Raw genomic sequence first — 23,650 nt, forward strand, 5'->3', positions numbered from 1 at the left:
TCCCCGATCTATTAATAAAAAATTCCGCTTGCAGCTGAGAATCTAATTGGTTCTCAGCTGTTTTAAAATGGTTCTTAATATTTCTAAACGTGCGGTATTTTTGTCATCATTGGCAATAATATGCCACGGTGCATAAGTGGTGCTGGTATGTTCGAACATATCCGCAGCTGCATCCAAATAAGCATCCCATTTTTCCCGATTGCGCCAATCCTCTGGAGTGATTTTAAAGCGTTTGTTTGGCGTCTCTTCACGGGCTTTAAAACGGGCGGCCTGCTCATCCTTGCTAATCGCCAGCCAGAATTTGATCACTACGGTTTGACTATTGGCCAGATCCCTTTCAAAGCGGTTAATTTCATCATACGCCCGCTGCCACGCATGCTCACTGACCAGTCCCTCCACGCGTTCCACCAGCACCCGTCCATACCAGGAACGGTCAAAAATCCGGATGTCTTCATCAGTCTGCAACTTGGTCCAGAAACGCCACAAATACGGATGACGCATCTCATATCGTTCAGGAGCCGAAATACTATGAATGTCATATTCCCGCGGATCAAGATTTTTCACCAGCCGTTTGATGGTACCTCCCTTGCCTGCCGCATCCATACCTTCAAATACAATAATGGCTTTACGGTCATCAAAACGTAGCGCCTCGGCTACTTTTACCGATAGTTCTTTCAGCTCTTTTTTATAGTCTTCTTTGGTCGTGGCCTGATTTTCTGGATGCAGCAACAACTCTGGAACAGGCGCCTGTTTCCATTCGGTTTCTACTTCGCTCAAATGTTCTGGACAGTTTTTCATAGCCGCCAAAATGATCTGTGCAAATTGTTGATTACGTAATTTTTCATCCTCGCAATCAATGATGTTCCAATCCTTGGTAAAACGCTGGCTGAGCTTTTGCAAACTGTCGTACTGCTTTTTATTACGCCAGTCCAGACCATGTAATTTATGCCAGCGCACTTCATGGGGATCCAGATTATCCATTCGCTTTTGCAAAGATTTCCAAGACAGATCAAACCAGACCTTCACCACATCGACATGATTATTTTTTAAGTCCTGCTCAAAAGCCTGCATATTGGCAATATAGGTATCAAACTGCGATTCATCCAGAGGCTTGGATACATGCAGGGCGGTGGCCAGCAAATCACTATACCAGTTGCCAAACAACACCATGAGCTGGCCTTCGGCAGGAATAAAGCTTGCATACGGCTGCCAGTAGGTCTGTGTGTTATTGAACATGTTGGCGGCATCAGCCTTAACCAGTAAATAACGCGGATCGACCCATTCACGCAGCTGCTTCACCGCCTCGCCCTTTCCAGCCAGTTCAATGCCATTGACCAGCACCAGTACGCTTTTGGCATTACTCTGACCACGGGTATTTCTTAACTGATATTGTGCTTCAATCAAATTCAGGGAAAGTTCATCTTCATCCAGCAGCAGATTTTTTGTTTTTTTCAGTGTCATCTTTTCCCCTATCCTTTTTTCTAAATTTCAGTCTATTCAAGCATAATCCTAGACTAAATTTGACCACATAGTGTTTATGTTGCTCAGAATTGCTGCGATTCCCGGCAAACTGACTTAATTTAAACCATTTTTCTTGCTGTTTGTCATAGCGACTTTGCCCGTCTCGCTCTAATATTTAGCCATCTAAAAAATAATAGAGACACAGCATGTCTAAACTGGCTGCATTGGATGATCTTTTAGAATTGTATTATCAATTGAATTATCATCAAAATCCTGACATTTTTCGGCGCCTGCAAGATGTACAGGCCTGGCAAAAACAGCGCATGCAGGCCACCCATAGTAAACAGTTTGCTGAAAAGCAGAATGTATTGATGTCAGAGTATTTTCTGAACCGTCTCTATGGCGGTCCAGATTTTGACGCACTGGCTGAGCAGATTGCCCGCTTGATGAAATATGCACACAAGGCTGAAAAGCTGATTCCTGAAAATGCGGTGAAAACAGGCACATCAGGGGTATCTTTAGCCATTTTGGCGGTACAGCTGGATGAACAAGTGGCCATGCAGCTACTTGAAGATTATCATCCGCACGAAGCTTTAAATGATGAGATGATGCGTTTGACTTATCTTAAACTCGATCAGGGGCAGTCTCGTTTAAAACAGCTGGATTTACTCGACCAGCTGGGTTTTAGCCTGGATAAATACATGCGCTCGTTTATGGTTCAGGCTGCATTTAAAATGTGTAAGGGAGCAGCCAGCAAATATAATTTCAACATCATGTATGAATTTATGCAGGATGGCTTTTTGGCCATGAAACCGTTAAAGTCAGCTGAGAAATTCGTGAAGGATTTTACCGCAGTTGAACGTCAGATTATCCATAAGGTTCACGCAGGCGATCCTCACCCGTTTCAGTAAATTATGTTGTGATGGAAATAACAAATTGCGCAGTGAATAAAAACACAGAGCAGATTTTATGTATATTATTCATAACAATTGCATGCGGATTGCTGTACAACGTCCTAGAATCTGTCATCATGCAAGCACTGCAACATTAACCCTATTTTTATGTTAGGAGTGACTCTAATGTCTAACGAAAAGCAAACGCCTCCCTCTACCCCTGAGTCGGCACAAAATACAGACAAAGTGAGTCCTTTCTTAACTGAGCCTCTTCCGCAAGGCACTGCCCAAGGTCAGCAACAATCTTTACAACAACAGTTAACCGATACGCCAGTGACCGGTTCAGTACCCAAATACAATCTGCCTCGTGGCGCCAACACTGGTAATGTCGGTCCGACTACCCACTTCGGTTACCAGACCGTCAGCAGTGAAGATAAAGCCCAGAAAGTGGCGGAAGTTTTCCATTCAGTCGCCAGCAAATACGACATCATGAATGACCTGATGTCATTCGGTATTCACCGCTTATGGAAACGTTTTGCCATTAATATGTCAGGCGTACGCCGTGGTCAGCATGTGCTGGATATTGCCGGCGGTACAGGGGACCTGGCCAAAGTCTTTAGCCGTGAAGTCGGTCCTACCGGTCATGTGGTATTGTCTGACATTAACGAGTCTATGCTGAACGTCGGTCGTGACCGCCTGACTGATGCTGGCTGTACCAATGTAGACTTCGTTTTGGCCAATGCTGAAACACTGGAACCCTTTGCAGACAACAGTTTTGACTTGTTGACCATCAGCTTCGGTTTACGTAACGTGACCGATAAAGATGCTGCGCTGGCTGCCATGTACCGCGTGCTTAAGCCAGGTGGCCGTTTGCTGGTACTTGAATTCTCTAAACCGGTGTTTGAGCCATTCTCTAAACTGTATGACCTGTATTCATTCACGGCTTTACCGATTATGGGTAAAATTATTGCCAACGATTCTGAAAGTTATAAATATTTAGCCGAATCCATCCGTATGCACCCAGACCAACGCACATTAAAAGGGATGATGGAAAATGCCGGCTTCCAGAACTGTGATTACCACAACCTGACGGGTGGTATTGTGGCGGTTCACCGCGGCTTTAAACTTTAAGGTTTTATACTATGTGGTCGATTCTGGCACTGGGTGCAGTTGAACGGTTAATTCATCATGTGATTGATCTGGATGCCATTACCCGCATCCAGCTGAATCAGTTGCAAGGCAAGATGCTGCGGGTGGTGATTGACTCACCGCAACTCTCTGTTGATGTGTTTTTTGACGAAAATAAAGTGCGCCTAGAACCGACCGTCACCGGTCAGGCAGAACGTCCGTCCATTTTTGAGCAACGCCCGTTTGACCCGCAACAAACATCTATTATGCCAGCCACCGCAACCTTACAGGTTAAAAATGTGGTTGAGCTGATCAAACTGCTGCTGGCAGATAATGTGGGCAATATTCCGCTACAGGGTGACTATCACCTGCTACAGGATATTCAGCGCATCATGCAACAAGCTGAACCTGATCTTGCTGCCCATTTAAGTCCCTGGATTGGTCCTGCCCTTGCACATGAACTGGGTAAAATCCAGCTGGCACCAAAACATTTAAAACGTTCCTTAGAAAGTTATTTATTCTTTGCTGAAGATGCGTTAAAAGAAGATACAGGTTTATTTGCTGCACGTTGGCAAATGGACGATCTGCAACAAGATACCCGAATTTTCAATCAAAATTTAGACCGTGCTGAAGCCAAGATTCAACAGCTTCAGGCACAGATTGATGCTGATTCAGATACACCCGCTTCATCTCAAGACTAGGTAATTACATTTATGATTCCGCACGTTTCACGTTTACTCGAACTTTGGCGCATTGCCGCGCACTATAGACTCGACACGTTGTTTCCTGCGGAAGAATTACCGGAAAAAGCCCGCCATGCTTTAAGTTTCATTCGCATGCACCCTGCGGCATGGTCAAGCCGTGAACGTAAAAATCCCCTCAAGCTGAAACAGGCTTTAGAGGAAATGGGACCGCTGGCGATTAAATTGGGACAGCTACTTTCTACTCGTCGCGACCTGATGCCACCTGAAGTGTTACAACAGCTGGTATTACTGCAAGACCGAGTCAAACCATTTGACAATAGCGTTGCCAAAACCCGCATTCAAGAATCGCTCAAAGCCGATGTCAATACGCTGTTTGCCCGCTTCGATGCGCAACCCTTGGCCGCTGCCTCGATTGCACAAGTACATACTGCAGCGTTACATGATGGTCGCGAAGTGGTGGTGAAAGTTACACGCCCCAATATCCGCACTCAAATTCTGCAAGATTTTGAAATTTTGGACTGGCTGGGAGCAGCGCTGGAAAAACGTCTGGAAGCAGCACGTGCCCTGCATTTATCGGAAATTATTCAGGACTATCGTCAGATCATTTTAAATGAGCTGGATTTGACCCTAGAAGCCGACAATACCCGTCGCATGCGCCATTACTTCACCGGCTCTAGCATGATGTATGTGCCTGAAGTGTATATGGACAGCAAAGATGTCATGGTTGCTGAACGCATCACCGGGGTTCCGATTTCTGATACCGCGACTTTTGACCAGATGGGTATGAATCGTGCGGACCTGGCAGAAAAAGGCCTGACCATTTTCTTTACCCAAGTGTTCCGTGACAACTTCTTCCATGCCGACATGCATCCTGGTAACGTGTTTGTCGAAACCATTAATCCAGCTAATCCACGCTTTATTGCACTGGACTGTGCGATTATGGGTGAGCTCTCCAAGCATGACCAGATGACCGTAGCACGCATGTTACTTGCGGTCATGAACAGTAACTTTATGCAGCTGATTCAGATTGTGCACCAAGCTGGCTGGATTCCACCGGGTACCGACCAGGATGCTCTGGCCCGTGAAATGCGTCGCACCGTAGGTCCAATGGTATCAAAACCGATGAGCGAGTTGGACTTTGCCGGCATCCTGATTCAAGTGATGGATATCGCCCGCCGTTTCCATCTGGAAATTCCTCCGCAGCTGATGTTATTGCTGAAAACACTGGTTCATGTAGAAGGTTTGGGCACCGACCTCTACCCGGACCTTGATATCTGGAAACTGGCGAAACCGATTCTAACTGACTGGATTAAAGTCAATATGAATCCAGTGAAAAACATGAAGGAAATTGGTCAGCAAATTCCAGACCTTCTGCTGGGTGCACAGGATTTACCAAGTCTGATGATTGACAGCCTGAATGGTTTAAAAAACCAGTCCGCCTGGCATTCCAAACAATTGCATGAACTGCAAAGCATGCGTCTGCAAATGGAACATCAGCAAAAACGCAGCTGGATTTTTGGCAGCATTATGGCCATTTTGCTATCCATTGCGATTATTGCACCATGGTATGTATCTATTATTCTGATCATACTTGTGAGCTTGCTGGCTGTCTGGCGAATTGCGAAATAAGATTCTCTATTCAAAAATAATATCAGCCCGTTTATAATGGGCTGATTTTTTTCATAATATCTAAAGTGATTATTCAATTATTATTTATAATGATTTGTTGCATTTAGTTCAATTTAGGTGTTTTTTTCACTTATTTTTTAACCATTTTTTTGTTATAAAGTTAAGCATCACTCATAACTAAAACTTAGGCTTTAGGGAATACTATGTTCAATCGAACTTTTAAACTAACAACATTAGCAATTGCAACTTCATTATTGGCGGCTTGTGGTGGTGGGAGTAGCTCATCAACTCCTGGGTTTTCCTCCAAAGAAATTTCCGGAGCCGCTGTTGACTTCTATATAGCAGGGGCAGATGTTAATTTTACAAACCCTGAATGTGAAGCCGCTTATCCAGATCTGAAAACGGATCAAGATGGTAAATTTACTTTTAAAACTACAGGAAACTGTCAGGAAACTGGTTTCATTATTACCGGCGGTATTGATACAGTGACCAAGCTTCCCTTCCAAGGCCAATTAAAAGTTAAATCTAATAACTATCAAGCAGCATCAACTACTGAAATTGTTGCAAGCCCTCTGACAACTCTGCAAGCAGAGCTTCCAGCAGCAGAGTTTGCTCAAGTTCTCGAAAACTTAGGCTTTAGCCTGAATGAAGACGTAACGACATTTGACCCAATTACAGAAGGTTCAAATGAACAAAAGGCAGCTGTATTCGTATTACAACAAATTTTCACTCAACTTGAAAATTCTGGTTTAACACTTGAGCAAGCTGCCCAAGCTATTCAAACCGCTTCTTCGACAACACAACTTCTTACCAACTCAGGCGTAGATTCTAATGCAGTCACAGCCGTGTTCAACGCTGCTATAGCATCTACAACCGACACCAATATTCAACAAGCTTTAGCCGCAAGTCAAACCGCTGTAGAATCTGTTACTACCATTATCAATACTGCCCTCACTTCAACTGGCAGCACTGGTAATTTAGAAGATTATTTAACTGACAACTCTACCGTTATTGGTGAAATTCAGGATAACATTGTATCTGCTAGCTATAGTGGACTGAGCATTGCAAATAAAAATATTCAAGACATTATTAATTCTCGAAGTGATGCACGTCTATCACTTGATAAGAATGCAATTGATTCTCTAACTCAAGTGACATTCAATTTAAATAAATTGGCTACAGGTACTGATTCTATTAAATTAGGTTTAAAAGCAACTGCTACAATTGGCCAAAATGGCCAACCTGAAACTTTAAGCGTTTATATTAGTAATGTAAAAGTTTCGTTTAATAATAGTACTGCTATCAGCGAAATCATTATTCCTGCCGGCACTATTATTGAAATTGAATCTACGCTAGCAAATGCACCGAAAGGTTCATTTGAAGTTCCACAAGACAGAGTATTCCCAGGAAACTCTCTTTCTCTAGCAAATCTAGTAGTCGCATTTCCGATTTTAAGTCAACCGTATAATAATTATAAAAATCTGATCGCTTCAAGCAACCTAGTAAATGCTGATGTATCTGTTTTTGTAGCTCCAACCGTTTATCCAGTCTCTGCAACCTTAGGATTGAACCTAGGTGAATTTGGTATTCCAAATAAACCTGCAACTGTCTTTAGTGGATATACTTCTACAGGCTACTTTGTAATCCAATAATCTCAACTAAAAAGCCAGTGATCATCACTGGCTTTTCTCTAACTTCCTATCTGGTAATTCAAGTTGAAAAATCAATCATTACTTTTTATCTCTGTGGCATTAATTTTTTCTAATAGCTATGCTGCACCTGATGATTTGTTTTTACAAGCGACTCCTGCTAAAAATAAGCTCACCACCAATATAAGTTTAGATTTAGTCAATGACACTGTAGACTTTCTGAATTTACGAGAAAGTGAGGGTGTGAAAGGAGATTCAGGAGATTATATCGGTGGACATCTGAATGTTCAGTACCAACTATATCCAGAATGGTCTATAAATGCTGATTACTGGCATCGTGAAATCGAGTTTGCCCAAGATACAAATAAACTAAATACTACTGCATTAGGTTTGACTTATACGCCCGAAAGCCTTTCTACAGATGACTCTGATCTTGCATTTAAGCTTTCTTTCTGGGGTAACAAGGCAAATGAACTAAGCAAATCTACCCCTACTCTGGTCAATGGTCGTAAGATTGATGAAGTTATAGTTTCTAACCCGCGCGATATGCAAATTCAGTTAGATACTATCTACACCCATAAAATTGATTTTATGAATCAAATCAATTTATTTGGATCGTTAGGATACAGTCAGGTCAAAGTTGATGAACTTGATCTAATGGTTCATCTAACAGGCGAGGGACGTGACTGTAAAGCAAATATCAATATTAACTCCAATAATCAAGTAACTGGTACTCCTATTGGCCGATGTCTGATTGACGGATTAATTGTGCGTGATATTGATGTCGGGCAATATGCTGATCAATTTGGCCTCGATATGCAAAAAGACCTGAATTACGATAGTTATTATGCAGGCCTAGGCGGCTCATGGAACTGGCGCTATAAACAATTTGAAAGCCAAGTTGCCTACCAATACCAGCACTTATGGCGTAACGATATTGATGATCGCGTGAGTAATTTTGGTAACACTCCGATTAAAGACAATCATACTCTTGGCGTAAAATTCAGCTACGATTTTACTCCACAGATCACTGCTTTCTTGCAGGGTGAAATTTATCAGAACAACTTTGTTGGTCATATTCCTTTTCTCTATAACGGGGTAACAGCATCACGCCTAGATAAACGTTATGGACTGGCTTCTTTAGGGCTCAATATCCGTATGTTCTAGGCTTAAAATCCTTTTAAAAAACCGTTTATCGATCCGCAGCTTTACGTAAGATGCGGATTTTTATTTTTACTGACTCATCAGTCATTCACTGAATGATCTCGCCATTGTTGCGTACCCTAGACAGATTAAAATAACTGCACACCTGTAGATTGAATGATAGATCATGATGCAAATCTTGCAAAAACGCCCTTCTTCTTTAAATGTCCGTGCTGGCCGGTTGGCACGCCAACTGATTGAAAAAGAAGGTTTGCAGGCAAATTTTGTCGATATTGTTCCCGGTGCAGCAGGTGGCCCCAAAGGCCTTGGCATTCAAGCCCTCGATCAGGCCATTTTTGGCGATTTCCTGGCACAAGCGCCACGGCGCAGAACCTTGATTGGTTCATCCATCGGTAGCTGGCGCTTTGCCAGTATTGCTGCATGGGGTGCGAAGGAAGGCACCGAACGCCTTGCGGAGCTTTATACCAACCTGCATTTCCATAAAAAAATGTCACGGCAGGAAGTGGGGCAAATTTGCCATAACATGCTGCTCGATCTGGTGCAAGGCAAAGAACAGCAGCTGGTTGAGCATCCGGACTATCATCTGACCGTCATCTCGGTCAAAGCCCAGCACATTTTCCAGAGTGACAGATCCCTGCCTTTACTGGCATCGGTTGCCGGCATTATTGGCAGTAATGCCGTGGCACGTAAACACAACCGTCTGTTTATGCAAAGGGTAATCAGCCAACCGGAAATGGGGACACAATTTAAAGTCGATGATGATTTTACCACGCATTATCAGCCTTTAAATCTCAGCAATGTCACCTCCTGGCTGATGGCTTCAGCTTCTATTCCCGGAGTGATGGCAGCAATCCGCGATATTCCCGACGCCCCGAAAGGCAGTTACCGTGATGGCGGTTTAATTGATTATCACCTTGATCTGCCGTTTCAGAGCCAGGGCATTGTGCTGTATCCGCATTTTAGCGACAGCATTACTCCGGGCTGGTTTGACAAGATGTTGAAAAAGCGCAAGGCCAATCCGGAAAATCAGGCACGGACTTTACTACTTTCCCCCTCAATCGAATATTTACAGTCCTTACCGCTCGGTCGCTTGCCGGATCGTAAAGATTTCACTCTAAAAGGGCTGGACCAAAAACAGCGGATTCAAATGTGGAATCAGTCTGTAGCAGAAAGCCAGCGCATGGGGGATGAGTTTTTGGAAATGGTGGAAAAACAGAACTTTCCGCAGCTGATGCAGGATTTATAAAATCAAGTAGAGGAAAAACTATAGGCGCTTGATTAAGTGAACCGGTTTATTTTCCTATGCTTGGAATATTATAAAATCTTGGGTGAATAAAGCACCTGAACCTCTTGAATCAGAAATCAAAAGGTTCATACGTATATTTTTTTCTCAAACAGTCGCTAATCACGTACACTATACAGCTGCGATTTTGATTCGCTGTTTTCCATTTTGAACATATTTTTGGTGAAATTCTCATGAACAACGCGCAATGGCTCGATGAAGTAAAATTTAACGAACAAGGTCTGATCCCTGCCATTGCCCAGCATCATCAAAGCGGACGTGTGCTGATGGTAGCCTGGATGAACCGGGAGGCTTTGGCACTCACTGCCGAGAAAAATCAGGCCGTATATTTCTCCCGTTCACGTAACAAGTTATGGCACAAGGGTGAAGAATCCGGTCATTTCCAGACTGTGCATGAAATCCGTCTGGATTGTGATGCCGACGTGATTGTGTTGCAGATTGAACAGCACGGCGGTATTGCCTGCCACACTGGTCGTGAATCGTGTTTCTACCGCAAATTGACTGCAAATGGCTGGGAAATTGTCGATGCACAGTTGAAAGATCCGAGCCAGATTTATGCTGAAAAATCAACCAATCCACATACCCTAGCCATGAATGCATCGACTGCCCAGTCTGAACAGGTCGAAGTTCTGGACTATTTGGGCCAGATGATGGCAGAGCGCAAAAAAGCCGACCCGGATTCATCTTATGTCGCCAAACTGTATCACAAAGGCTTGAACAAAATTCTGGAAAAAGTCGGTGAAGAAAGTGTTGAAACCATCATCGCAGCCAAAGATTTTAAATCTGAAGCCAATACCGACAATAAAAACGACCTGATTTACGAAGTTGCCGATTTATGGTTCCACACCATTGTGATGCTGGGTTATTTCGACCTCGACCCACAACTGGTATTAAACGAGCTGGCGCGTCGCCAAGGCCTGTCTGGCTTGGTGGAAAAAGCCAATCGTCAGCATTAATTCAGTATTTTTACCGTGTCAGTATCTAAAAAGCCCAATCCCACCTATGAGCAAGCACTTGCTATAGATAATGCGCGTCTGGGCAATTCCTTCAAGGTGATTGCCTATGCTGGCACAGGTAAAACCACCACCCTGCAAATGATCAGCGATGCCATGCCAGAACGGCGTGGCATGTATCTGGCATTTAACAAAGCCATTGCAGCAGAAGCACAAAGTAAATTTCATCGCAATGTCGACTGTCGAACCTTTCACTCGCTGGCTTTTCGTAGCGTGCCGCGTGGTATCACCGACAAACTGCGCTTGCCACGTTTAAGTCCGAGCTTTATTGCCAAGGAATACCGGCTACAACCGATTACTCTGCGCCGGATGATGGGCGGCCGTTATGAAAAATATGTGATGATGCCGTCACGTCTCGCCAGTCTGGTGGCCAATGCAGTCAGCTATTTCTGCTCGACCAGTTCGCAGTATCCGGCACCGCGACATCTGCAGGCACCAAGCTGGTTGCATCCGGACGATATTGAAGAATTGCAGAAGCATCTTTATCCGGCCATTGAACGGCGCTGGTTAGAATCAATTGATCCCAATCATCAGGCCGGTATAGGACATGATATTTACCTGAAACTTTGGGCGCTGTCTGAACCGAATATTCCAGCAGACTATGTGCTGTTTGATGAAGCACAAGATGCAGACCCTTTAATGCTCGGAATTTTACTGCGGCAAAAAAACACCCAGGTCATTTATGTCGGCGATGCCCATCAACAAATTTATGCCTGGCGTGGTGCGGTCAATGCCATGCAACAATTGCCACTGCCTGAATCACGCCTGACTACCTCGTTCCGTTTTGGTGAAGAAATTGCCTTAAATGCCAATGCCATCTTGGGTGCATTAAACGAAACGGTGCCCTTGCTCGGCAATCCGTTACTGAATTCCAAAGTGGTGAATAAACCGCATACCAAACAGCGTGATGCGATTTTGTGCCGCACCAATGCCCGCGCGATGGAATTGCTGCTTTCCGGACTGGTGCATGGTGACAAGGTCAGCTTGCAGGCCGATCATGTCAGACTAAACCGTTTTGTTGATGCAGCCAGCATGCTGAAACAGGGTCGCCGCGTCACCGATGTACCCGAACTGGCCTGGTTTAATTCCTGGCATGACGTGCATGAATACTGTGAAACCAATGATGGCAGTGACATTAAACCGCTGGTAAAATTGGTGGATGATCACGGCACCGACCCACTCAAAAGAGCCTTAGCCAAAATTACCCCGATTGAACAGGCCGACTACATTATCTCGACCGCCCACAAGGCCAAAGGCTTGGAATGGGACCGTGTGCATATCGAAGATGACTATCAGTTTAAGGTCAATGAAAAAGACCATAAAATTAGTGACGAAGAGTTAAGATTGCTTTACGTGGCCTGTACACGTGCTAAAGTAAGTTTAAATATTCACCACATTTACGATCTGGTACAACAGCTGAAAAAGCAAATGCCAGTCTCGCTGCGTAAAGCTGTGGGAGAATAAGTTTCGCTTTAGCTGCAAGGCAGGTGTTTTATGAAAATTGACTCCATTCAACTCAAACACGCGCTTCATTTTGCCGATCTCAAGCTGAAATTTAATGACAAACCCATCACCCTGATTCTGGGTGATCAAAGCTCCGGTAAAACCGGTATTTTAAAATTTACCTATCAGGCACTCACCTGGTTTGCAGCCCGTTATAAAGACTCGCGTGCTGCCGGTGTGGTCATGCAGGATCAGGACATCATGTTTACCCGCCTGCAATCCAAAATTGATATTCGGGTTCAGATTCCTCCCGATATTGGGACTTTAAATGCCTCTAGCGAAGCGGGGGACAAGACCCTGACGACGTGTGACTGGCAGATTTATAAAACTTTAAATAGTCATGGCATTGGCACCAGCAAAGCCGAAACCCAGCAATTAGACAATCTGGTGGAACTCTATCATAACGCGCTGAAGCACGATCAGCAGCAAGGCTTGCCCTTGATTGCCTATTACCCGGCAGAACGTTTTGTGCATGAAATGAATATTCAGAGCAAAAATAATCCGGTAGTGTTTCAGGCTTCACATGCCTATGAAATTTCCAGCATTCCCTATACCACCTTTAGCCGTTTCTTTGAATGGTTTCGTGAAATCAGCGATATTGAAAATGCTCAGATTGCGCAGCTGTTTCAGCAGCTCATTACCAATTCGTCCATCCAGAAAAATAAAGACAAAGATTTTTTACAACAATTGGTCCATGCCCAAAAGCAAATGAACGCGCCGAGTCTGGACGCTTTAAAACAGGCTTTGAGCACCGTTCTTCCCAATTTTGAAGACATTTATGTGCAGTATCAGCCTAAATTGCAACTGATGGTGAGTTATGCGGGAAAAACCATGCTCTATCAGCAACTTTCCAACAGTGTTAAAAACTGGATCGCCCTGGTAGGAGATATTGTACGGCGTTTATGCCTGCTCAATCCCAAAAGTTTATATCCCTGTCTGGAAGGTGATGGCATTTTGCTGATTGATGCGATTGATCACCAGCTGGATCAAAATACCTCGCAAGTAATTTTACAGCACCTGCATCAGGCTTTTCCGCGTTTGCAGATTATTGCCACCGGCAACCGTATGGAATTACTGGAACATGCAGTGGAATATCAATGTTTAAAACTGGAGCATAAACAGCTGTTTGATATGCAATTGCAACCGCTCAAGGAAGAATTTGATTCAATTTATGAAAATCTGGTGTTTAATGAGGAAGTGATTGAAGCCGATGCCTTAACTGAGCCTGTATCAGAAAGTATGACCCCACAAAGCTTGTTAGAGCAGATCAAGCAATATTTAACCCCCGAACAACAAACAGAATTATTGCACTTAATGCAACAGCAGGATGACACCTCTTCCTCTCATCCTATCTCCTGACACAACAATTTGAATAGTGCTAGAAAATACTCAGGATCTTTTTAAAAATCCCTTTTAGCATTGCATCTGGCTAAACAGGCGACGCCCCTCAAGCATGCAGGGGCGTATAATAAGTCAGGCAAGTATTTATGAAATGTTAACAAACCCGAGTGTGTGCGCAAAAATAATTGATGTTGTTTTACTCATGCAATAAGATCATGTATATTTAAAGTTTAATAGTAAAATCCGATTCTACTATGACTTTTTTACAGGTTGCGCAACACAGCTTGTTTTTCATTTTTTAACTCAAACCGGCTTTCAAGATTGAGAAGTTTGGATTGTTCTTTGCATTCCTGTAATCCTTGGAAGATAAGATTCACGCTTAGGTGTTTATAGCCTAACTCACGACTTTGGATATGAGTGTGCTACCGATTATTATTTTGCTACCGTTAGTACTAGGCACAACCCTTGTCTCGTGGCTGAAATTTTCACGCGGGCTAACGGCTTTAGCAGCCTTAGGGGTCAGCCTGAGTAGTCTGACCCTGTTACTGCTGCAAGCCAAAGATGTGTTTAATGGCGGAACAATAACACAAAGCTGGGCCTGGTTACCCCAGTTAGGCATTGACTTAAGCTTTCGTCTGGATGCCTTAGGCCTGTTGTTTTGCTTGCTGATTAGCGGGATCGGAACGCTCATTTATATTTATGCCTATTATTATTTAAATCCTAGAAATTCTCTGAGCAAGCTCTATCTTCTGCTGATGCTGTTCATGGCCTCCATGCTCGGGATATCACTTTCTAACAATTTAATTTTACTGCTTATTTTTTGGGAACTGACCAGTATTTCCTCCTTTCTGCTGGTCGGTTACTGGAGCAATTACGAAGCGGCACAGCGCGGTTCACGTATGGCTTTGACCATTACCGGCATGGGCGGTCTGGCCATGCTGGGCGGTTTCATTCTGCTCGGCCAAATCACCGGAACCTATCAGATTGACCAGATTTTGACGATGAAGGATCAAATTCAAAGTCACTCGCTATTTGTTCCAAGCTTGCTGCTGATTTTACTGGGTGCATTTACCAAAAGTGCCCAGTTCCCGTTTCACTTCTGGCTGCCGAATGCCATGGCAGCTCCGACGCCGGTTTCAGCCTATTTGCACTCTGCCACCATGGTCAAAGCCGGAATTTTCCTGCTGGCACGTTTTACGCCAATTTTTGTAGGTGCAGCGCTGTATCACAATATTGTGACTTTCGTGGGCTTGTTCACCTTATGTATGGCTGCCTTCTTTGCCATTTTCAAGGAAGACTTAAAAGGCTTATTGGCTTACTCCACCATCAGTCATTTAGGCTTGATTGTGTGCTTACTGGGATTAGGTTCACCACTGGCAATTGCTGCTGCCATTTTCCATATTATTAATCACGCCACCTTTAAAGCGGCTTTGTTCATGATTGCCGGGATCATTGACCATGAAACCGGAACCCGCGATTTGCGTAAGCTTAGTGGGATCTGGCAACTGCTGCCCTTTACCGCCACCCTGACCATGATCACTGCCGCCTCTATGGCTGGTGTGCCCCTGACCAATGGCTTCCTGTCCAAGGAAATGTTCTTTACTGAACTATTGGCCAGCCTTTCAGGTCCTGTGCTCATTGTTTCTGCCATTCTGGCAACCCTGGCCGGAATTTTCGCAGTGGCTTATTCGGTACGTTTAGTGCATGGCGTATTTTTCGATGGTCCGATTGGCGCAGGGGTCCCGAACCGGCAAGCACATGAGCCGCCGCTGGGCATGCGTGTACCCGCAATACTACTGGCGGTTTTATGTATTCTGGTCGGCCTGGTACCTTCATTGCTGGTGGAAAATATTGTCAATGCAACTGCACGTGCCAGCACTCAAATGCCAGACTTTGTTGGTACTCATTTAGCCATCTGGCATGGTTTTAACCTGCCTTTGCTGATGAGTATTGTGGCACTTTTGGGCGGAATCACTTTCTATTTTGCTTTGGCCAAAGGCGGTCGCATTCGGGAAATTGATCTCGATCCTGTGCTTGGAAAATTTCAGGGCAGAGTGCTATTTGATTTATTTTTAAAACATCTGTTACTGAGTTCACGTAAGTTCAAACGGCAAACTGAAAATGGTTCACTGCAAAGCTATCTGATGTGGATTGTGCTGTTTAGTGGTGCTTTGCTGACTATGCCCTTTATCAATCAAGGCCTGACCACTGGTACACGTGAACTCGTCCATGCTCCAGCAATTGCCATTGTGTTGTGGCTGCTCTTGTTCTCAGCCTGCTGGATGATGCTGTGGTTTCACCATGAACGGATTAAGGCCGTGCTGATTAGCGGTGCGGTCGGTCTGGTCGTGACACTGGTATTTGTAACCTTGTCTGCACCTGATCTGGCCCTCACCCAAATCACGGTCGATGTAGTCACGACGGTATTGCTGCTGATGAGCCTGTCCTTACTGCCACAGCTTACCCCTTATGAGTCCAGCGTTTCACGGCGCTGGCGCGATGCCCTAATCGCCATTGGTGGTGGTCTGGGCATCGGCTGGATTAGCTGGCTGATGCTGACCCGTGACCACAACTCGATTTCATGGTTCTTTCTGCAGCAGTCACTACCACTCGGTGGCGGTTCCAATGTGGTTAACGTAATTCTGGTCGACTTCCGTGGTTTCGATACCTTTGGGGAAATTACCGTATTGGGCATCGCTGCGATTGGCGCACTGTGTTTAATGGATGGCATGCGTGCTCACGGCACCACCATTACCCAGGGCCTGACCTACCGCTTTAATCCCTCTCCGCTGATGTTCCGTATTACCGCATCCTGGGTATTACCTCTAGCGCTGGTGGTGAGCCTGTATATCTTCCTGCGTGGCCATAATCTGCCCGGCGGTGGTTTTATTGCCGGCCTGATTACCGCTTTGGCCCTGGTGATCCAGTACATTGCCTTAGGACAAGACCAGGCTGAACAGATGCTCAGAGCCAAATCCGGCCGCTTATATGAAATCTGGATTGGTTCAGGTCTAAGCATTGCAGGACTGACCGGACTCGCTGCCTGGTTCTGGGGACGTCCATTCCTGACCAGTGCCCATGTTCATATCACTCCGCCCCTGTTAGGTGATATCCATTTGGCATCCGCTGCATTATTTGATGTCGGTGTCTATGTCACCGTCGTGGGTGCCACCATGTTGATGATTTCCGTCCTGGGTGACTCACGCCACTCCAGCATGTCTGGTCCAGTATTGAAGGGGGAATAAAATGATCAGTCTAGAGTTTTTACTTGCCTCTGCCATTGGTTTACTGGTTGCCACGGGAATTTACCTGATCTTGCGTGCACGTACTTTTCCCGTGGTTTTAGGACTGGCCATGATTGGCTATGCGGTCAATCTGTTCCTGTTTGCCATGGGCCGGATTCAGGTCAATGCCCCGGCTATACTGACTGAAACCACCAAAGTCACCGATCCTTTACCTCAAGCGCTAGTCTTGACAGCCATTGTGATCGGTTTTGCCACCACGGCCTTTATTGTCCAGCTGGCTTTACGCAGCCGTTATGAAAGCGGTACCGACCATGTCGACTCAAAAGAAGAAATCACCCCGATTGACCCGCGCGAGGATGAGCCTTAATGAATGCCTTCATCCAGTTCTGGACTGAACACACCCCAATATTTAGCATTTTAATTCCGGCATTTACCGGTTTCTTACTGGTTCTTTTGGGTAATCCCGGCAAAGGTTCATTAGCACACGACTGGCGACAACCTTGGCGTCGTGGCATCAGCTACGTCTCTTCAATCCTGGGCTTAGGCACTGCCATCGTGTATTTAATCTTCGCCAGCAGCGGGCAGATTAGCACCTACATCCTCGGTGAATGGTCTGCACCCTTTGGTATTGTGCTGGTTCTGGATCAGCTTTCTGCACTGATGCTGGTGCTGACCTATGCCCTGGCGACCCCAATTTTATGGTTTGCCAGTCACGCGTGGGATACTCAAGGGCGTTATTTCCATGCCATGTTCCATTTTTTACTCATGGGCTTATGCGGTGCATTCCTGACAGGCGACTTATTTAATTTATTCGTATTCTTTGAAATCCTGCTGATGGCTTCTTATGTCCTGCTGCTACACGGACAAGGCAAGGCGCGTTTTCAACTCGGCGTTCACTACGTCACCATCAACCTGCTGGCCTCTGCGCTGTTCCTGATTGGCTTAGGCATGATCTACGGCAGTGTCGGCAGTTTAAATATGGCTGATGTTGCACGTTTAATCCCGCTGTTAGAACGAGACCAGCATATCTTGGCAGCTGCAGGCGGCTTATTATTATTTGTGGTTTTTGGCATCAAGGCTGCAATGTTACCAGTCGGGTTTTGGCTACCAAAAACCTATGCCGTAGCCACCACTCCGGTCGCTGCCATTTTCACCATTATGACCAAAGTGGGGATCTATGCCATTCTTCGAGTCAATGGCACGATTTTTGATGATGATTTCAGTCAGGGCATTCTGGCAAATTGGTTACTTCCGATCGGTTTGGTCACCTCGGTTTATGGCGTGATTGGTGCCATTGGCGCGGAACGTTTACGCCGTTTTGTCGGCTTTATGATTTTATCTTCGATTGGCACGCTGCTGATTGCCATTTCATTATTTAATACATTGGCTTGGGCTGCAGGACTGTATTATCTGGTGCATAGCACCATTATTGGCGCTGCGTTTTATCTGCTCTGTGGCTGGATTACCTCACAGCGCGGTACATTCAAAGATCATTTCAACATCGCTCCGAAAATGAAACAGCAAAAAGCGGTGTCCCTCACCTTCTTTTTCATTGCCTTGATGATGGCGGGTTTACCGCCTTTTAGCGGATTTTTAGGCAAGGTTTTTATCTTGCAGGCGACTTCTCATTCCCCTTATCAAGGTGTAATTATTGCGGTGGTGCTGCTAGTGAGTTTACTCAGCATTATTGCCTTTACCCGGGTGGGATTCATTCTGTTCTGGCGTGCCAGCAAACCTGAAGATCAAGCGGAAACCGAAGCATTTAAAGCATATCAAGCCATACCCAATCATGCCCCGATACGCAATGACAAAACCATTTATCTGCTGTTGTCAGGCTTGGTACTCTATATGGTTTGCGCAAATCCGATTCAGCAATACATGTTTAAAACGGCTGAACAGATCCAGAATAATGCTGTGTATGAAGATGTCATTTTACACAAAGATGTCCTGAATCAGGTGATTAGCGTACAGCCTTATAATCCTGAAAATTTACCTGAAACCAAATATGGCGGTGAAACCGTCGATCCGAATGCACATCTGATTCCGTATATCATCTCGAAAAATACTTTAGAAGGTGAGCACATTTCAGAATATAAACAACGCCAGATCAGGCAGCAGCAAGACCAGCAAGCCACTGATCCGGATGATGCCAAACTCAAGCCGATGGAGCCTTAAACATGCAAAAAACATCGTTTTTGGACCGCTGGCTGCCGCATCCCTTCGTCTCCGTGATTGTGGCCTTAAGCTGGATCATGCTGGCGCATAGTCTGGATCCGGCAACCTTGCTGATGGCCTTATTGCTGGGCATTGCCATTCCATATCTAGTCAAACCCTTTATTGGCAACACCCCAAATATTCACTGGATTCTGGCTATCAAATTATTCTTTGTGGTGTTATGGGACATTATTGTTTGTAATATTAAAGTGGCCAAACAGGTGCTTGGCCCCACCCATAAACTGCATCCGAAATGGTTTCGTGTACCTCTGGAAACCCAGCATGAACAGGTCAATGTATTGCTGGCCCTGATTATTACCACTACGCCGGGTACCGTGACCGCAGGGATCGATCACGATCGTGGTGATATTCTGGTTCATGCCCTGAGTACCGATAATGCCGAAATCGATATTATCGAAATTAAAAATCGTTATGAAAAAGCGCTGATTGAAATTTTTGATGTGGAATTAGGAGAAGATTCATGACTATTTTGCCTTATGCACTTGGTCTGTGTATGGTCGCAATCACCATTTCCATGTTTCTTTGCCTGATCCGTATGGTGATCGGCCCTTCCATCGTGGACCGGCTTTTAGCACTGGATACCCTGTTTCTGAATGCGACCTGTCTGGTGGTCATTCTGGGCATCTACTGGGCAAGCACCTCCTTATTTGAAGGAGCTTTATTGGTTGCCATGCTTGGATTTGTTTCCACCGCAGCGCTGGCACGCTACTTTACCACTGGCCATGTGGTCGACTAGGAGCAACAGCAATGCAACTTCTCATGGAAATCCTGGTCTCAATTTTTTTGTTGATTGGCTCGTTCTTCATGCTGGTAGGCGGCATTGGGATGGTTCGTCTGCCCGATTTATTTATGCGCCTGCATGCGCCGACCAAATCCAGTACCCTGGGTCTGGGCAGTTTCCTGATTGCTGCCATGATCTTTTCAGCCTTTCAGGGACGTTTCGGTTTTGCCGAATTGTTACTGACTTTACTGGCGTTCATTACTGCCCCCGTGTCGGCAAACCTTATGGCACAGGCAGCATTGCATTTACGTTTACGCTCAACCAGTGGTGAAGTACCTGAAGCACTTGAACGTCCCTTGCCCTGGCAACGTACCCGGCGTCGCAATCCCAAAACAGAAGATGATTCACATAATGATGTCAGCTGAAACCGTTCTTGTTGTTCTAAACTTAACTTAAAATTTTATACCGTTTTACACAAATTTATTCTTCTGAGCAGAATTTTCCGCCACAAAAAAGCCACCCGAAGGTGGCTTTTCTTTTTAGCGATTATTCATCATCTTTTTTTGCATCATCAGCTGGAGGTAAATCCTTCACTGCTTCTGCAATCAGACCAAACATATAGTTGCCATACGCGTTGGTTTTGTCGTAATGGAAACGCAAGCGAGGCGTTATACGTGTCTTGATACGACGACTGAGTTCGTGACGCAGGAAACCAGATGCCTTGTTTAAGACATCTAACGTTTCCTTGTTTGCCGCTTCACTTTGCTCATCGCCCAGCTCACGCCCCATCACGGTCACATAAACTTCGGCATATCCTAAATCTGGGCTAACTTTCACCGCAGAGATGGTCACCAGACCACCCAGGCGTGGATCTTTCAGCTCCTGGCGAATCAGTTCAGACAACTCTCGCTGAACTGAATCTGCCATACGCTTCAGACGTTGACTACCCGCCATTAAAGACTCCGTTTAATCAATTGAACATCATACACTTCGATCTTATCTTGTGCTTTGATGTCTTTATAGCCTTTCACTGCAAGACCACATTCCATACCGGCACGAACTTCTTCCACCACTTCTTTATAGCGACGAAGAGATTCAAGCTCACCTTGGAACACCACCACGTCATCACGAAGAATACGGATTGGTTTATTACGGTGCAATACACCTTCAAGTACCATACAACCTGCAGCCGCACCGAATTTGCTTGAGTGGAACACTTCACGCACTTCAGCCACACCCAGAATTGTTTCACGGTGTTCAGGAGCAAGTTTACCGCTCATTGCTGCTTTCACGTCATCAATCAATTGATAGATGATGCTGTAGTAACGAATGTCGATACCGTCTTCATCGGCTTTTTGACGCGCAGTATTGTCAGCACGAACGTTAAAGCCAAGCAATACCGCTTCAGAAGATTCAGCCAGCGTTACGTCAGACTCAGTGATTGCACCGACACCTGAACCAATAATACGTACTTTCACTTCATCAGTTGCCAGTTCGGCAAGTGCCACGTGTAATGCTTCCAAAGTACCGCGCACGTCAGTTTTGAGTACCACATTCACGATAGGCACATCTTTCTTGCCCATCGATGCCATGATGTTCTCAAGACGCATTGCAGATTGACGTTCAAGACGTTTTTGACGTTCACGATCCATACGCGCATCGGCAACTTCACGTGCTTTTTTCTCGTCATTCACAACAAGAACTTCGTCACCGGCCATTGGTGCTTCCGGAAGACCCAGGATCTCTACAGGAATTGATGGACCTGCAGATTTGATACGTTGACCATTTTCATCCACCATCGCACGAACGCGACCGTAAGATGAACCTGCAAGGACAAGATCACCTACATTCAATGTACCGTTTTGAACCAAGATAGACGTTACCGCACCACGGCTGTTGTCTACACGTGCTTCAATGACCACACCTTGAGCAGCACCTTCTTCAGATGCTTTCAACTCTAACAATTCTGCTTGAATTGAAATCAGGTCTAGAAGTTCATCAATACCTTGACCTGAGTGTGCTGAAACCATGGCAACCGGTACATCACCGCCCCATTGTTCAGGTACGATCTGTTTCGTGGTCAATTCGTTCAATACACGGTCAGGATCAGCAGACTCTTTATCCATCTTGTTAATTGCAACAATGATTGGCGTACCAGCAGCACGTGCATGGTCAATCGCTTCCGCAGTTTGTGGCATTACACCATCATCCGCTGCAACAACCAGCACCACGATATCAGTCGCTTTCGCACCACGTGAACGCATTGCGGTAAACGCTGCGTGTCCCGGGGTATCCAAGAAAGTGATAATGCCTTTATCCGTTTTCACGTGATAAGCACCGATATGCTGGGTAATACCACCCGCTTCGCCTGCAGCCACTTTGGTACGACGGATACGGTCAAGCAGCGATGTTTTACCATGGTCAACGTGGCCCATGATGGTTACTACAGGAGCACGAGTCGTTTGAGCACCACGTGCTTCTTCAGCCGCTTCAAGCAAGTTGTCTTCAGCCTGAGTATCAGAAACTAGAACTGGGTTATGACCCATTTCTTCCACCACAAGCGCTGCAATCTCTTGATCAATCGCCTGATTCTGAGTAACCAATTCACCCATTTTCATGAGTGCCTTGATAACTTCACGCACCTTCACTGCCATTTTCGCAGCTAAGTCAGCTACGATGATGGTTGAGCCGATTTCAACATCATAAATTTGTTTTTTAACTGGTTTTTCAAAGCCATGCTTGTTCGCCTGACTTGATTTTAAACCGCGTTTATGCGAGTTATCACGGAAAGATTGCTCTTCGCCACGACGACCACCTTTTTTCGGTGCACGCGCATTAGTGGTATTGCCACCACGTTTAATTTCACGGTCTTCTTTCGCAAAAGAATCTTCATACGCCTGACCAACCAGACCGGCAGCCAGTGGAGAATCATCAATCACACGAATTGTTGCCGTGGCATCTTCAGAAGAATACTTGGAAGCCATTTGACGCATTTGTTCAAGCGTACGTTGTTGTGCTTCTTCAGCCGATTTACGACGTGCTGCTTCTTCAACTGCTTTTAACTGTGCAGCTTGTGCTTCACGTGCTTTCTTCTGTTCTGGTGTTTCAGTCACTTTAACCGGCTGTTTTACAATCGGCTTGTTGTTTGACTTGCGTTTTACCACAACCGCTGCTTTTGGTACTTCTTGCTTCGCAGTTTCTTGCTTCGCTGCTGCACGCATTGCTTCTAAAGCCTGTTTTGCTTTAGATTCAGGTTGTTGCTTAGGTTCTTCAGCTTTCGCTGCTGGCTTTTGCTCAGCTTCACGCGAATTCTGTTCGGCTTGTGCCTTCGCTAAAGCTTCAGCTTTAATCTGTTCCGGATCTGGCTTAACAAATGTATGCTTCTTACGAACTTCTACATTAATTGTTTTCGCCTTACCTGATGTACTGGCCACTTTAGCAGTACTGGTTGTTTTACGTTTCAACGTGATTTTTCCTGCATTCCCATCGTCCTGACCATGAACTTTCTTCAAATGGTTAACGAGGGTATTTTGTTGTTCAGTGGAAATAATATCTTCAGCTTTACGTTGGGGTAAACCTGCGTCACGAACCTGCTCTAGGAGCTTCTCAACGGGGCGATCCACGCTGAGAGCCAACTCTTTAATCGACTTGTCCGTCATAT

The 23,650-nt window shown here is 45.3% G+C and carries 19 protein-coding genes; 16 read left to right on the forward strand and 3 right to left on the reverse strand.

From position 1 onward, the window contains the following. Positions 1 to 42: 42 nt before the first annotated feature. Entirely contained in the window at positions 43 to 1,461 is a 1,419-nt protein-coding gene (locus ABJ384_RS13245; RefSeq protein ID WP_300046442.1) for a phosphate--AMP phosphotransferase, read from the reverse strand. Between the two features lie 206 nt (positions 1,462 to 1,667). On the opposite strand from ABJ384_RS13245, the gene ABJ384_RS13250 reads away from it, so the two are divergent. From ABJ384_RS13250 to ABJ384_RS13325, 16 genes are all read left to right on the forward strand, one after another. Beyond that, positions 1,668 to 2,372, forward strand: a complete 705-nt coding sequence (locus ABJ384_RS13250; RefSeq protein WP_086195229.1) for a hypothetical protein — start codon at positions 1,668 to 1,670, stop codon at positions 2,370 to 2,372. A 168-nt stretch (positions 2,373 to 2,540) separates the two neighbouring features. Further along, positions 2,541 to 3,485: a bifunctional demethylmenaquinone methyltransferase/2-methoxy-6-polyprenyl-1,4-benzoquinol methylase UbiE gene (gene ubiE / locus ABJ384_RS13255; protein ID WP_086195228.1), complete on the forward strand. Its 945-nt coding sequence runs from the start codon at positions 2,541 to 2,543 to the stop codon at positions 3,483 to 3,485. An 11-nt stretch (positions 3,486 to 3,496) separates the two neighbouring features. Further along, a complete protein-coding gene (locus tag ABJ384_RS13260) occupies positions 3,497 to 4,183 on the forward strand; it encodes a hypothetical protein (protein ID WP_349927867.1) in 687 nt (228 codons plus the stop codon). 12 nt (positions 4,184 to 4,195) lie between these two features. Next, positions 4,196 to 5,815, forward strand: a complete 1,620-nt coding sequence (locus tag ABJ384_RS13265) for an AarF/UbiB family protein (RefSeq protein WP_086195226.1) — start codon at positions 4,196 to 4,198, stop codon at positions 5,813 to 5,815. Positions 5,816 to 6,018: 203 nt separating this feature from the next. Beyond that, positions 6,019 to 7,467 carry a hypothetical protein gene (locus tag ABJ384_RS13270; protein ID WP_349927869.1) on the forward strand — a complete coding sequence of 483 codons (1,449 nt, stop codon included), beginning with the start codon at positions 6,019 to 6,021 and terminating at the stop codon, positions 7,465 to 7,467. Between the two features lie 63 nt (positions 7,468 to 7,530). Then, complete coding sequence (locus ABJ384_RS13275) at positions 7,531 to 8,631, forward strand: autotransporter outer membrane beta-barrel domain-containing protein (protein ID WP_349927871.1); 1,101 nt, start codon at positions 7,531 to 7,533, stop codon at positions 8,629 to 8,631. A gap of 163 nt (positions 8,632 to 8,794) precedes the next feature. Beyond that, positions 8,795 to 9,874, forward strand: a complete 1,080-nt coding sequence (locus ABJ384_RS13280; protein WP_349927873.1) for a patatin-like phospholipase family protein — start codon at positions 8,795 to 8,797, stop codon at positions 9,872 to 9,874. A gap of 230 nt (positions 9,875 to 10,104) precedes the next feature. Continuing rightward, positions 10,105 to 10,887 carry a bifunctional phosphoribosyl-AMP cyclohydrolase/phosphoribosyl-ATP diphosphatase HisIE gene (gene hisIE, locus ABJ384_RS13285; RefSeq protein ID WP_180043274.1) on the forward strand — a complete coding sequence of 261 codons (783 nt, stop codon included), beginning with the start codon at positions 10,105 to 10,107 and terminating at the stop codon, positions 10,885 to 10,887. 15 nt (positions 10,888 to 10,902) lie between these two features. Beyond that, positions 10,903 to 12,408, forward strand: coding sequence for a UvrD-helicase domain-containing protein (locus ABJ384_RS13290; protein WP_349927875.1), 1,506 nt, complete (start codon positions 10,903 to 10,905; stop codon positions 12,406 to 12,408). Between the two features lie 30 nt (positions 12,409 to 12,438). Beyond that, positions 12,439 to 13,806 carry an AAA family ATPase gene (locus ABJ384_RS13295; protein ID WP_349927877.1) on the forward strand — a complete coding sequence of 456 codons (1,368 nt, stop codon included), beginning with the start codon at positions 12,439 to 12,441 and terminating at the stop codon, positions 13,804 to 13,806. Between the two features lie 389 nt (positions 13,807 to 14,195). After that, a complete protein-coding gene (locus ABJ384_RS13300; RefSeq protein WP_349927879.1) occupies positions 14,196 to 17,033 on the forward strand; it encodes a monovalent cation/H+ antiporter subunit A in 2,838 nt (945 codons plus the stop codon). A gap of 1 nt (position 17,034) precedes the next feature. Beyond that, the gene (locus tag ABJ384_RS13305; protein WP_349927881.1) at positions 17,035 to 17,400 is read left to right on the forward strand and encodes a Na+/H+ antiporter subunit C; all 366 of its coding nucleotides are present in this window, start codon (positions 17,035 to 17,037) and stop codon (positions 17,398 to 17,400) included. Then, positions 17,400 to 19,208, forward strand: coding sequence for a monovalent cation/H+ antiporter subunit D (locus ABJ384_RS13310; protein WP_349927883.1), 1,809 nt, complete (start codon positions 17,400 to 17,402; stop codon positions 19,206 to 19,208). Before ABJ384_RS13305 ends, ABJ384_RS13310 begins: the two co-directional genes overlap by 1 nt. A 2-nt stretch (positions 19,209 to 19,210) precedes the next feature. After that, a complete protein-coding gene (locus ABJ384_RS13315) occupies positions 19,211 to 19,732 on the forward strand; it encodes a Na+/H+ antiporter subunit E (protein ID WP_166169531.1) in 522 nt (173 codons plus the stop codon). Continuing rightward, complete coding sequence (locus ABJ384_RS13320) at positions 19,729 to 20,004, forward strand: monovalent cation/H+ antiporter subunit F (protein ID WP_166169533.1); 276 nt, start codon at positions 19,729 to 19,731, stop codon at positions 20,002 to 20,004. Before ABJ384_RS13315 ends, ABJ384_RS13320 begins: the two co-directional genes overlap by 4 nt. Before the next feature lie 11 nt (positions 20,005 to 20,015). After that, positions 20,016 to 20,414: a Na+/H+ antiporter subunit G gene (locus ABJ384_RS13325; protein WP_349927885.1), complete on the forward strand. Its 399-nt coding sequence runs from the start codon at positions 20,016 to 20,018 to the stop codon at positions 20,412 to 20,414. A gap of 121 nt (positions 20,415 to 20,535) precedes the next feature. Here ABJ384_RS13325 and ABJ384_RS13330 read toward each other — a convergent pair whose 3' ends face one another. Together ABJ384_RS13330 and infB are read right to left on the reverse strand one after the other, a co-directional pair. After that, a complete protein-coding gene (locus ABJ384_RS13330) occupies positions 20,536 to 20,943 on the reverse strand; it encodes a ribosome-binding factor A (protein ID WP_086195213.1) in 408 nt (135 codons plus the stop codon). Beyond that, entirely contained in the window at positions 20,943 to 23,648 is a 2,706-nt protein-coding gene (gene infB / locus ABJ384_RS13335; RefSeq protein WP_166169537.1) for a translation initiation factor IF-2, read from the reverse strand. Before infB ends, ABJ384_RS13330 begins: the two co-directional genes overlap by 1 nt. Positions 23,649 to 23,650 lie beyond the last annotated feature (2 nt).

It is taken from the genome of Acinetobacter sp. A1-4-2, from assembly GCF_040233925.1.
GTDB lineage: Bacteria > Pseudomonadota > Gammaproteobacteria > Pseudomonadales > Moraxellaceae > Acinetobacter.